Genomic DNA, 13,203 nt, shown 5'->3' with positions numbered 1-13,203 from the left:
ATTAAATGCGGGTTATTGCAGGTAAATATAAACGTAGAAGTCTTTCAACTTTATCAGGAAGTGATATTACCCGCCCTACAGCAGATAGAGTGAAAGAAAGTCTTTTTAATATTCTTTCTGACTCTATTGAAGAAGCCGTTGTTCTTGATCTCTTTGCTGGTAGTGGTGCTTTGGGAATTGAAGCTCTCAGTAGAGGGGCAAAAAAAGCCGTTTTTGTTGAAAAAAACATACAGGCATACAATGTCATCCAACAAAACTTACATCAGCTCCAAATCCCACCTAATCATTTTCAACTCATTAACAGTGATGCTAGTATATTTTTAAAAAATTCTTTTAAAAGTGAAAAATTTGATATTATTTTTATTGATCCTCCATATTTATCAAAATGGTACGAAAATGCCTTGCAAGAACTTGATAGCGCAAATATTTGCGCCCAATTTTGCACTGTCATTTTTGAAATGCCTCTCCTTCTAAAAATTCAATTACAATCCAATTCACAGGATTGGTCGAAAATTGATGAAAGAAAATATGGAAAAACGAAAATTGAAATTTGGCAGAAAGGGCAATTTGAATGAAAAAATGTAATTTATTGAAAATTATTTCAATTTCATGCGCAATTGGATTATTTTCTAGTTGTATGACTTCATCAAATTCTTCAGATAGTATCAAATATATTTCTTTAGGAAATAAATATGCTGAAAAAGGAGATTTTTCCCGCTCAGCAGAACAATATCGAATAGCTTTGAAAATTGAGCCCAATTCTGCAACTGCGAAAAGAAATTTAGGATTAGTTTTAGTAAAAATTAATAAATTTAAGGAAGCATTGTCTTTATTGAATGAAGTTGCTCCAAATTATCCAAAAGACGCTGAATTACTATACTTTTTGGGCGAAGCTTATAGAGGGGTAGGTTTTGAAAAAGAATCTATCAAAGCTTATCAAAATGCATTAAATATCAATCCAAACGATTTACGAGTAATTAAGTCAATTAGTTGGGTTTATTTAAAAACTGGGAAATATGATGCTGCTGAAAAAATGATAAAAAAGAATTATGAAAAAAACCCACTTGATCTGCAATTAATGTTAATTATGACTAGTATTGATGTTAAAAAAGAAAGATATACAAAAGCAATAAAAGAAATGGAAGAATTTGAAAAATCTGAATTTAAAATAATTAGCAAAGATCAAACAACAGCAGAAACAGAAAAAATATTATTGTTAAATGTTCTAGGAAACGCATATGCTGGAATTAACGACTGCATAAAAGCGCAGAAAATTTTTGATATTGTTTTAAAATCGAGACCTTTCTTAGCTCCAACCTTAACCGATTCTGCAAAATGTGACCTAAAAGCAAATAATACTATTCAGGCAAAAGGAAAACTAGAAAAGGCTTATTCATCTGAGCCAGACTATCCTGAAGCTCTCTATCTTTTAGGAAAAATTTACACTTCAAATAATCCTAAAAAAGCAGCATTTTACTATAAAAAATTTATAGAAATTAGCTCAGATGATAAAAACTACGAAAATGAAAGCAAAGAGGCTCAAAACACTTTAGCGCAGCTTGAAGCTAAAAACTTGGACAGTACGAAGAAATCTGATTGACGCACGTTTCAGTTTGGTTAACTATAATAATTGAAATCCCCTCAAAGCTAAATGGGGAAAAGTTTAAAATCTAATTTTAGTCTAATTTATGAAAGGTATCTCTAAGATGAAACTCTCCTCAGAACAACTTGAGCGACTAGCTGAACGAGTTTTTAAAGTATTAAAGTGTTCTGGACATATCGAACTAGACTATAATACCGAAGAACGTATTGAAGAAAAAGTAATTGAACAAATCACAAATGTTTTGGAAGATGATTCGCGTACAGAAGACAGACTATCTAGAGAAGCAGAACGTTTGGTACAACAACAAAGCCAAATAGCTAAATCTTCTGGTAAAAGTTATGAAAATCTTGTAGATGAAGTGAAAATCCGTTTAGCTAAGTCAAAACGAGTCATCCTTGGTGATGATCCTGAGCGTGCAGATTCTTTGGCAGAAAAAGTGCTAAAAGCTATTTGGAAAATCGACAGTATTGACTTTTACAGCGAAGATATGAAAGTTCAGAACTGTATTGCCCGCGCAATACACCGTTTTCGCCTTGAAGACGACCGAATCATAGAAGCGGTCGAAAAAATTGTGAATAAGAAAAGCGGGGAAGAACCATACAGTCATGCTTGGTGCATAGCGTATGATAAGTGTTATAATGAAGTCCGCCAACGCATTGCAGCAAATCAAAAGTCTTCTGACGAATCTCCTTCAATGGGTGGCTGACTCTTTTAAAGAGAGAACTTAACCAGTGCAACAGTCTTCTGATGAATTTGTCCATCTTCATATCCATTCCGAATATTCAATTCTTGATGGTTCCATTAAATTAAAAAAACTAATTAAAGAATTAAGTAAACGAGGAGCGAAGGCCGCTGCTTTAACTGATCATGATGGAATGCATGGTGTTCTTGAGTTTTATCTTGCTTGTCAAAATGAAAAAATAAATGGAATCATTGGGTATGAAGCAAATATAGAATCTGCTTTTACTGCTGATAAAAAACAAGTATCACATTTAATTCTTTTAGCTGAAAATAATACAGGTTATGCAAATTTAATAAAACTTTGTACCATAGCAAATACAACAGGAAAAGATTCTATATTTTCTAACTCTACATCAATATATTGGGATGAGTTAGAAAAATATTCAGAAGGTTTAATTTGCTTAACAAGCTGTCTAAAGGGAGAACTTTCTCAACATGTATTAGCAGAAAATTATGATCTTGCTGATGCTTATTTAGAAAAATTAGTTAATATTTTTGGCCGAAATAATCTTTTTGTTGAACTCATAGATAATGGTCTTGAAGAGCAAAAAAGAATTATTGATAAACTTGTCACCATTGCAAATAAAAATAATTTAAATATTGTAGCCACAGCTGATGTGCATTATTTAAATAAAAAAGACAAAGAGACTCACCTATCATTATTAGCAATAAAAAATAAGTTACAAAAATCAGATGTTAGAGGAATGCCAAGTCATATTGATTTTCATTTAACAACTCTAGAAGAAATGAAAGAAAAATTTGATAAATATCCGCTAGCATTAAGTAACACCGTAAAAATTGCTGAACGTTGCAATGTAAAGATTGATACGAAAAGTATTTTTATGCCAGATTATCGCCAAAGAGAGAATGAAACCTCAGATGAATGTTTAATACGTTTATCTAGGGAAGGTTTAGAATTACGGAAAAGTTCAGTGCAAGTCTGGATGGGTTCCAATTTCACTGATGAAATATGGGAGGATTACAAAAAGCGTTTAGAATACGAACTTTCTGTTATCTTAAAAATGAAATTTGCGGGATATTTCCTAATCGTCCAAGACTTTATCAATTGGGCAAAGGAACAAAATATTCCTGTTGGACCTGGAAGAGGTTCTGCAGCGGGCAGTCTAGTTACATATGCTTTGCGCATTACAAATATAGATCCCATCCGCTTTAATCTTTTATTCGAACGTTTTTTAAATCCTGAACGTATTTCTATGCCAGATATTGATACAGACTTTTGTCAGGATAGACGTGGCGATGTATTAAATTATGTCTATCAAAAATATGGCAATAGAGCAGTATCACAAATTGTTACCTTTGGTCGGATGATGGCTAAAAACGCCATTAAAAATTTGGCTCGCATAAATGGTTGGTCTTTTCATGATAGTAATGAATTTGCAAAATTAATCCCAGAATCTCCAGGAATAACTCTTGAACAAGCCTTTCAGGAAGAAGAAAAAATTCGTCTACGAGTTGAAAATGAAGAAAAAACAAAATCTCTTTGGGAAGGTGCTGTAGAAGTAGAAGGTACTCTAAGCTCCTTAGGCATTCATGCTGCAGGTGTTATTATTTCTGATAGGGCTTTGGATGAACGTTGCCCTCTACTTGAATCGGAAGGTCAATTATTAACTCAATTTGAAAATAAATACGCTGAAAAAATAGGCCTCATTAAATTCGACTTTTTAGGTTTAAAAACATTAACTGTTATTGATAATGCTGTAAAACTCATAAGAAAAAGAAAAAAACCTGATCTCGACATTGAGTACATTGATTTGGACGATAAAAAAGTCTACGAAATGATCTCTACAGCTCACGTGACAGGAATTTTTCAGCTAGAGTCTACCGGTATGCGAAAACTCATCGCCGACCTGAAACCAACTTGTTTTACAGATATTATTGCTGTGCTTGCATTATTTCGCCCTGGCCCCCTTGGTTCAGGGATGGTTGAAGACTTTGTGAAAAGAAAGCATGGAGAAACTCAGGTTGAATATCCATTTCCAGAATTAGAGCCCATATTGAATGATACTTATGGTGTTATTGTTTATCAGGAACAAGTGCAAAAAATTGCTGCTGTCTTAGCAAATTATTCTTTAGGTGAAGCTGACTTACTACGCAGAGCAATGGGCAAAAAAGATAAAAATGAAATGGAAAGACAAAAAAGTCGTTTTGTTTCAGGAGCTACAGAAAATAAACACGACCCACAAAAATCAGCAGATCTTTTTGATTTGATGGCAAAATTTGCTGAATATGGTTTTAACAAAAGTCATACAGCGGCTTATGGCTGGGTAACTTATCAAACAGCGTGGTTAAAAACCTATTACCCAACAGAATTTATGACAGCAATTATGTCCTGTGATTTAGATAATACCGATAAAATTGTTGGATATGTTCGCGACTGTAAACGGATGAAAATAAAAATTCTCCCTCCTTGTGTAAATCATTCCCGTTTTGAATTCAGTATTCCAGGTGAAAACATCATCCAGTTTGGGTTGGGAGCAATTAAGGGTTTGGGTTCTGGAATTATAAATATGATTGTTACTGAAAGAGAAGAGCGTGGAGAATTCTCAACAGTTCCTGAATTTATTGCTAGGTTAGATGCTAGAAAATTAAATAAAAAAGTGATGGAAAGTTTAATTAAGGCTGGTGCATTTGATGCTATAGCCTCCAATCGTGCTGAACTTTTAGCAAATTCTGACAGCTGGTTAAGAACCATTGCTAAAGAAGCTGAAAGAGATGAGTCAACTGGCTATGATATTTTTGGAGTTTTTTCTAATACTAGTCAAGCTAATCCAGCATCCTTAGAAACTACTAAAGAAAAAAATGAAAGTAAAAAGTCAAAATACTCTTTTGAATTTGCCCCAACCCGTTTACCTACTTTAATTAAAACTGAAACATGTTCAAATAAAATATTAAATCATTTATTGTCAGTTCAATTAAAAAAAACAAAACCTTGGAATTATCTTGATCAACTAAACAATGAATTTTCCACATTAGGTTTTTACATGTCTGGGCACCCGGCTGATTTATTACGGGCTGATATTAAAGAAATAACAGAAATTTCTTTAGACCAAACTGCAATTCATTTAGAACCAGATAACGTACCAGACTATAAAAGAAAGATTGTTAAGGTAGCTGGTATAGTAACTATGCTCTTAGAAAAGAAGAACAAAGAAGGCAACCCTTTTTTGGTTTTAAAAATAGAAGATGGATTTGGCGAATTAGAAGTTACGTTATTTAATAAACAATTTACTGCTATGCAAGAACCAATTAAACTTAACGAAGCAATCATTATCGAATGTAAATTAAAAAAAGGGATTGAAGAAGGTAGTGTTAAGGGAATAGTACAAAGTATAGAAAGAATTTCAAATAAACGAATTGAATTAGTGCAAGGTATAGTTTTAAAAACCAATGAAGAATTTCTGAAAGAGTCAGAAAACTTAACACTTCTTGAGAAAATATTAAAACAAAATAAAGGTCAAACATCATTATTTATGAAAATTGAAGTACCAGATCGAAATGTCATAATAAAAGCAAAATTAGGAAATCATCCTATTACACCAAGCGATCAGTTTATTCTTAGTATCGAAAATACTTGGCCAGGTATTTTAAAAGTAGATCGTATTTACCAAAAACATATTATTAATTAAATTATTTCTTTGCATTGAATTATAAATAATTCCAAAGTATCATACTGATAAGAAATGTATAAGTTTTTTTAATATGCTTTGGAGTTTAAAATGCTTAAATTAAAAAATTTAAAAACAATTAAATTATCTTTAATAACTCTTAGCTTTTTTTCAGCACAGATATTCGCAAAAGAAATTGCTTTATGTCATGAAGATAATGAATCGTTCCCTTGGATTTTACCTAATGAAAAGGGTTTAAGTCATATTGAATTAAGACTTGTTGAGAAAAAAATACCGGATCTTAAATTCAAAATTCAAGCAATGCCTTGGAAAAGATGTTTAGAAGAACTAAAGGAAAATAAATTTGATGGGGCATTTGCTGCTAGCTATAAAGCGGATAGGTTACAGAACGGAACTTACCCAGGTATTGCAGTAAATGCAAAAGATGGGGCTCCAGATGAATCAAAAAGGTTACACATTTCAGAATATGCATTGTATGTTAAAAAAGGTGCAACTGTGAAATGGGATGGAAAAAAAATTACAGGAGCAAAAAAGGTAGGAGCACAAAGTGGATTTTCTATATTAGAGTTACTAAAGAAACAAAAGGAAGAAAAAAATATAGAATTTGTGGATGATTCTGCTAAAAATTCTGTAGCGTTACTAACTAAAGTTGCAAATGGAAATTTAGATGCTGCCGCGGTTATTGTTATGCAGGCTGAACATGCAATTAAATCAAATAAAGAACTTTCCACACTTGAAAAAGTAACTCCCTCTCTTGAAAAAAAACCATATTTTTTAATTCTCTCTCATAAGTTTGTTACTGATAATGCTGAATTAGCAAAAAAAATCTGGGACTCAGTCGCTGTTGTAAGAGAATCAGCAGAATTTAAAGATAAAATGAAAGAGGCTTTTAAATAGAATGTTATTCTTGTAATTTCTTGGCTATATCATTTCCCGCCAACCAACTTCCTGTCCAAGCATTTTGAAAATTAAAACCACCAGTAATTCCATCAATATCTATAACTTCTCCAGCAAAATACAATCCCTTAACAAGTTTACTTTCCAGTGTCCGAAAATCTATTTCTTCTCGGCAAACGCCTCCAGCAGTAACAAATTCTTCTTTAAAGACACCTTTTCCATTAACAATTAATTTTGTACCAGTTACAGCTTTAGCAATATCATTAATACTTTTTTTATTTAAATCAGCATATAATAAGTTTTCATCAATTTTTAAATAAAATAATAAAGAATCCCAAAATCTTTTACTAAAAGAAAATGGATTTTCATTTGATATTTTCTTTTTAGGATGTATTTTTTTAATTTTATCAATATTTAATACTGACTTTTCTAAAGAAATGCCTTGTTCCCAGTTGACTATTAATTCTGCCTTATAGTTTGCAGCAAAAAGCTCCCTTGCAGCAAATGCTGATAGTTTCAAAACTGCTGGTCCACTCAATCCCCAATGAGTTATAAGACAAGGACCTTTTTGTTGAAAAACTTTATCATCCACCTTTAAATCTAATTGAATACTTTGAAAGCTTGTCCCTGATAAATCTTGAATTAAAGGATTAGAAATTTCAAACGTAAATAATGATGGAACTGGTGAAATCAATTTATGCCCTAATAGTTCTGCTAACTTTACCCCAAATGGAGCACTACCTGTAGCCAACAATACATTTTTTGAAAAAAACCTTTCGCCTGACTTGGTTGTTATAGAAAAAATATCTTCAGCATTTTTTTTTAAGTCAGTGACAAGGGAATTTTTCTTAAGAGTTATTGCTAATTTATTTGCTGTATTTTCTAAACAATCAACAATAGTTTGAGAATTATTTGTTATTGGGAACATTCTACCATCATCTTCCGCTTTTAGAGTGACTCCATGTGCAGAAAACCAATTTACCGTGTCTCTTGGTTGAAATTTATGAAAAGGACCTAGCAGTTCTTTCTGTCCTCTAGGATAGTTCTGAACTAATGCTTTGGCCTCAAATTGATTATGAGTGACGTTACAGCGTCCTCCACCAGATACTTTTACCTTAGTTAAAACCCTATTAGTAGCCTCTAAAATCAATATCTTAGGCTTAGTTTCCATTTTTTCAGCACAGGAAATGGCTCCAAAAAAGCCTGCAGCTCCCCCACCAATTACAATCAAATCAAACTCTTGCATGATACTCCTTCAATAGGAAGTTAATATCCCTCTTCTTAAGGAAACTTCATAACAGGTGGAAAGAAAAAAGCATATTTTTTTTTAAATACCTATAATTACAGGATAAAATTTACGATATAGTTCCCAATTTGAGGCCGCTGATTGAATTTAGATTTATCTCATTTCAATAGTATTTATGTAACAAACATGAGATTTTGATTGACTTATTATGACAATAAAATTACAAATAAAGGAAACATCTATAATTATTATTCTTTTTACTTCTAGGGAAAGTTAATTATTAATGACAATAAATCTAATTTTTGCTATTTTTTCGTCAGCTAGAAAAATCTTTTAGCTTACCTTTAAAAGAAAGAATATACTTATGAGACAATGGGAAATATGGCGGATAGATTTATCAAAAATTACAGATCCAGTTACATTAGCTCAATTTTCTGATGATAAGAATGATTTCACTTATTGCGTTATTGTAACAGGACAAAATTTTTTAGATACCTACCATGCACCCACTATTTTACCAATTCTTTTAAACAGCACTGGTAACTACTCTGCAATTTCAATCGATGGAAACAAAGAAACTGGATTGTTTTGTGAGTCATATATAACCTGTGACCATATTTTAACTATCCAAAAAAATATTTTCTCCAGAAAAATTGGAGTTGTTCCTGAAAGCTTACGAAACAAAATACAAAAGCGCTTATTTGCTTATTTTATGGAATAAAATTAATTCCAAAACTAAATTATTTTTTTCTTAATTTCCTTATAACAATATTCGCCTAATTTATTTTACAAAATAATAAAATTTTCTCATTTCAAATTTGAAATGAAATTTTTATATTATATACTAAAATAAACATGATAAACGCTTGTATAGTTTAAAGGATTATCTTATGAATTATGATGAAGCAGTAAAAGCGCATTCCTCTTGGAAAGTAAAACTTGTAAACTATCTAAAAAATCCTGACAATTCTTTAAAATCAGATGACATTTGTAAAGATAACCTGTGCGATTTAGGAAAATGGATCTATTCAATGGAAAATAAATTTTCAAGTAACAATAATTTTAAAAAATTAAAGTCAATTCATGCAGATTTTCATACAGAAGCTGGAAATATCGTTTTACGAATTCATAGTGGTGAAAAATTTTCTGAAGACGAAATTATTGGAAAAAATTCAAAATTTAATATTTTATCACAGCAAGTAATAGCTTCTTTAATGGCAATCCAGCATTTGCTAGTATAATTTCTAATGTTTTCTATAAGATTCTTTTACCTTAACTGCTGTAACAAATGCTATAAACATAACAATTGCAGTTATCAGAACAATTATTAAATAATTAAGATTAAAAAGGACATAAGATAATAATGCAGGTGTTAAACCCCCAACAATTGCATAAGGTATATTATATGATAAAGATAATGCTGTTGATCTTATTTTAATATCAAATATTTCCGCAAAAAGAGTACTGGATGCACCAACATAAAAACCAAAAAATATAGAAAGAAAAGTCATATAAGCGTAAATATATAAGTCAGTATTTTCTGACTTAATTAAATAAAATAATGGTCCAAAAAATAAAATAATTGCCGCTGAAGACAAAATAATTACTTTTTTCCTTCCTACTTTATCTGATAAATATCCACCAATTATAATGCAAATAGAAAAAATGATCATCGAAGTTCCATTTATAAATAATGCAAAGTCACTTGACTTGTTCATAAATTTTTCTAAAAAAGTTGGATTCCAAATATAAATCAATTGATAAAAGTAAGCATATGCAACAACCATTAAAACAACTGATAAGACAACTTTTAAAACATCTTTTTTTACTAAAAGAGAAAGAAATTTTTTAGGAGTTATTTTTCCTAATTCTTTTTTTTGACTTGTATATGCCGCACTTTCTTTTAACATAAGTCTAATAAATATGACAACTAAATTTAGCAGAAAGCCAATAAAAAAGCTAATTCTCCAACCATAAGTATACAATGTATTGTTTGATTCAAAGTAATGAATAATTGCTAGAGTAATGAATGAACTCAGAAGAATTCCAATTGCTGTACTAGATGGAACTGTACTTGTGTACAAACCACGTTTATTTTTTGGACTCATTTCTGAAATGTAACAGAGAGAAGTTGTATACTCACCAGCTATAGAAAAACCTTGAATAAAACGCAGTAGTGATAATAAGATAGCTGCAGAAAACCCTATTTGCTCATGGGTTGGAATTAAACAGATCAATAAACTAGGAATTGCCATTAGAGATTGAGAAGTGATCAAGGTCATTCTTCTGCCAATTTTATCCCCTAAATATCCAAAAAAAATTGCTCCAAATGGTCTTGCTAAAAAACCAATTGCAAAAATTAAAAAAACATAAATAATACTTTTTTTTTCATTTACGTCAGGAAAAAAAAGTTTTGATAAGACCGGTGTTAAATAAGCATAAGCCAAAAAACTATACCACTCTACAACATTCCCAATACCACTTCCTAGGACTGTAAGAAAAATATTTGAAGTAGATTTAAACTTAAAACTTACCATTTATTCCTCCAGCAATTTTAAATAAATATATTTTACCACTTCTTTTCTTTTACATAATCATATATTGTCAAAAGTTATTTAAAAGTTTAGACTCCAGCGCAACCTAGAAGTAGTATTTGTTTCTGTTACGTTTTAATTATGAGGTTAAAAATGGTAAACGAAGATCGTTTCTTAGTTCGAAAGGTAGCTGTTTTAGGCTCTGGAGTTATGGGATCACAAATTGCTGCACATCTAGCAAATGCTAATGTTGATGTTATTTTATTTGATCTTCCAGGAAAGGATGGCAATCTTAATGGAGTGGTACAAAAATCACTCGCTTTTCTCCAAAAATTGGAACCAACTCCATTTTCTGTGAAGTCGAAAGTAAATTATATTACACCTGCAAATTACGAAACAAATTTAGATTTATTAGAAAATTGCGATCTTATTATTGAAGCAATTAGTGAAAGAATGGATTGGAAGAAAGATTTATATCAAAAAGTTTCTTCACATATTGCTAAACATGCAATTTTTGCGACAAATACTTCCGGTCTTTCGATAAATACACTAGCTGAGGCTTTGCCAAATCATCTGCGGCAAAATTTTTGTGGAATTCATTTTTTTAATCCACCAAGATATATGACTTTAGTAGAAATCATTCCCCAGAACTCTACTAATGTAAAAATATTAGATCAATTGGAAACATTTTTGACAACAACTCTGGGCAAAGGAGTTGTTCGCGCGAAAGACACACCAAATTTTATTGCAAATCGTATTGGTGTTTTTTCTATGCTAGCAACAATGCATCATACGGAACAATTTAAATTAGGCTTTGATACTGTAGATGCACTTACTGGAACTGCAATAGGTAGAGCAAAAAGTGCTACTTATAGAACGCTTGATGTAGTCGGCATTGATACATTAGCGCACGTTATTAAAACTATGGGTGATACTCTTCCTAATGATCCGTGGCATAATTACTTTAAGGTACCAACATGGATTCAAGCTTTAATATCAAAAGGAGCTATTGGCCAAAAGGTAGGAGCTGGTGTTTATAAAAAAGAAGGAAAAGAAATCCAAGTTATTGATCTAGAAAAACAAGCGTATCGAACAAGCAATCAAGAACTCGATCCTAGCATCCAAGAAATTTTAAAAATAAAAGACCCAACAGAAAAATTTAAACAAATCATTAAATCTACTCATCCTCAAGCCCAATTTCTTTGGGCTATATTTCGTGACTTGTTCCATTACTGTGCTGTCCACTTAGAAGATATTTGTGAAAATGCTAGAGATCTCGACCTAGCAGTGCGTTGGGGATATGGCTGGACGTTTGGGCCTTTTGAAACCTGGCAAGCATCTGGTTGGAAAATGATCACAGAAGCTATTCAAAGTGATATTTCAGCTGGAAAGGCTTTAGCAAAAACTCCATTACCTACATGGGTAACAGATAGTAACAGAGTTGCTGTTCACTTTGCTGATGGAAGTTATGCCCCTTCTACAAATGCAAATGCGCCTAGAAGACAACTTCCAGTTTATTTAAGACAACACTATCCTGAAAAAGTTTTAGGAGAAAAACACAGCTATGGAGACACTATTTTTGAGAACGAAGGAGTGCGCCTTTGGACAAAAGATGCTGAAATAGGAATACTCTCCTTCAAAAGTAAAATGCATGCCGTGGGTTCTGACGTGTTGGATGGCGTTATTGAGTCTGTAAAAATTGCTGAGCAAAAATTAAAAGGTTTAGTGATTTGGCAAACAGAGCCACCATTTAGTGCAGGTGCAAATCTAGCTCAAGTAACCCAAGCTCTTCAAAGTAACAATTTTTCAATTTTAGAAAAAATGGTGAAGCGTTTTCAAGAAGCATCTATGACTTTAAAACATTCATTGGTACCTACAGTAGCTGCTGTACAAGGCTTAGCACTAGGTGGTGGCTGTGAATTTGTAATGCATTGTGGTAAAGCTGTTGCAGCTTTAGAAACCTATATGGGACTAGTAGAAGTTGGTGTTGGGTTATTGCCTGCTGGTGGTGGTTGTAAAGAATTCGCTTTACGTGCTGCTAAAGATGCAAAAGGTGGAAATATTTTTCCATTCTTGCAAAAATATTTTGAAAATATTGCAATGGCAAAGGTCTCCCGTAGTGCTGAAGATGCAAAAGAACTTGGTTATTTACGCCCTTCAGATACCATTGTCTTTAATCCAAATGAATTATTATATGTTGCCATAGCTGAAGCAAAAGCAATGTATGAAACAGGTTACAGACCTCCTTTAAAGTCAAAAGATATTATCGTAACAGGAAAAGGCGGAGTTGCTACTTTCAAAGCTGCATTAGTAAATATGCTTGCAGGTGGTTTTATTTCCGAACACGATTTTAATATTGGAACTAAAGTAGCAACAATTCTTGCTGGAGGTGAAATTGAACAAGGTAACAGCGTTTCTGATGAATGGTTACTTGAATTAGAATATCGTTTCTTTATAGAGCTTCTTAAAACAGAAAAAACACAACAAAGAATCGAATATATGTTAAAAAATGGAAAACCTCTCAGAAACTAAAAA

10 protein-coding genes are annotated in these 13,203 nt (G+C 31.9%); 8 read left to right on the top strand and 2 right to left on the bottom strand.

All coding sequences use genetic code 11. From position 1 onward, the window contains the following. Window positions 1–5: 5 nt before the first annotated feature. From rsmD to GOY08_RS00740, 5 genes are all read left to right on the top strand, one after another. Entirely contained in the window at window positions 6–575 is a 570-nt protein-coding gene (gene rsmD, locus GOY08_RS00760) for a 16S rRNA (guanine(966)-N(2))-methyltransferase RsmD (RefSeq protein ID WP_158996657.1), read from the top strand. Beyond that, window positions 572–1,600: a tetratricopeptide repeat protein gene (locus GOY08_RS00755; RefSeq protein ID WP_158996656.1), complete on the top strand. Its 1,029-nt coding sequence runs from the start codon at window positions 572–574 to the stop codon at window positions 1,598–1,600. The genes rsmD and GOY08_RS00755 overlap by 4 nt, the downstream gene beginning before the upstream one ends. A gap of 106 nt (window positions 1,601–1,706) precedes the next feature. After that, window positions 1,707–2,309 carry a DUF507 family protein gene (locus GOY08_RS00750; RefSeq protein ID WP_158996655.1) on the top strand — a complete coding sequence of 201 codons (603 nt, stop codon included), beginning with the start codon at window positions 1,707–1,709 and terminating at the stop codon, window positions 2,307–2,309. Between the two features lie 25 nt (window positions 2,310–2,334). Further along, window positions 2,335–5,991 carry a DNA polymerase III subunit alpha gene (dnaE, locus tag GOY08_RS00745; protein ID WP_158996654.1) on the top strand — a complete coding sequence of 1,219 codons (3,657 nt, stop codon included), beginning with the start codon at window positions 2,335–2,337 and terminating at the stop codon, window positions 5,989–5,991. 90 nt (window positions 5,992–6,081) lie between these two features. Continuing rightward, window positions 6,082–6,888, top strand: a complete 807-nt coding sequence (locus GOY08_RS00740; protein WP_158996653.1) for a substrate-binding periplasmic protein — start codon at window positions 6,082–6,084, stop codon at window positions 6,886–6,888. Between the two features lie 4 nt (window positions 6,889–6,892). Here GOY08_RS00740 and GOY08_RS00735 read toward each other — a convergent pair whose 3' ends face one another. Beyond that, complete coding sequence (locus tag GOY08_RS00735) at window positions 6,893–8,134, bottom strand: BaiN/RdsA family NAD(P)/FAD-dependent oxidoreductase (RefSeq protein ID WP_158996652.1); 1,242 nt, start codon at window positions 8,132–8,134, stop codon at window positions 6,893–6,895. Window positions 8,135–8,498: 364 nt separating this feature from the next. On the opposite strand from GOY08_RS00735, the gene GOY08_RS00730 reads away from it, so the two are divergent. Together GOY08_RS00730 and GOY08_RS00725 are read left to right on the top strand one after the other, a co-directional pair. Then, window positions 8,499–8,855 carry a type II toxin-antitoxin system PemK/MazF family toxin gene (locus GOY08_RS00730; RefSeq protein ID WP_158996651.1) on the top strand — a complete coding sequence of 119 codons (357 nt, stop codon included), beginning with the start codon at window positions 8,499–8,501 and terminating at the stop codon, window positions 8,853–8,855. A 169-nt stretch (window positions 8,856–9,024) separates the two neighbouring features. After that, window positions 9,025–9,375: a CZB domain-containing protein gene (locus GOY08_RS00725; protein ID WP_158996650.1), complete on the top strand. Its 351-nt coding sequence runs from the start codon at window positions 9,025–9,027 to the stop codon at window positions 9,373–9,375. A gap of 3 nt (window positions 9,376–9,378) precedes the next feature. Here the strand turns inward: GOY08_RS00725 and GOY08_RS00720 are convergent, their stop codons facing one another. Beyond that, complete coding sequence (locus GOY08_RS00720; RefSeq protein WP_158996649.1) at window positions 9,379–10,671, bottom strand: MFS transporter; 1,293 nt, start codon at window positions 10,669–10,671, stop codon at window positions 9,379–9,381. Window positions 10,672–10,821: 150 nt separating this feature from the next. Between GOY08_RS00720 and GOY08_RS00715 the strand changes: the two genes are divergently transcribed. After that, window positions 10,822–13,200 carry a 3-hydroxyacyl-CoA dehydrogenase/enoyl-CoA hydratase family protein gene (locus GOY08_RS00715; protein ID WP_158996648.1) on the top strand — a complete coding sequence of 793 codons (2,379 nt, stop codon included), beginning with the start codon at window positions 10,822–10,824 and terminating at the stop codon, window positions 13,198–13,200. Window positions 13,201–13,203: the final 3 nt, after the last annotated feature.

It is taken from the genome of Pigmentibacter ruber, from assembly GCF_009792895.1.
Classification (GTDB): Bacteria; Bdellovibrionota_B; Oligoflexia; order Silvanigrellales; family Silvanigrellaceae; genus Silvanigrella; species Silvanigrella rubra.
The sequence above is the reverse complement of the archived record's forward strand: the minus strand, read 5'-3'. Positions and strand labels throughout refer to the sequence as shown.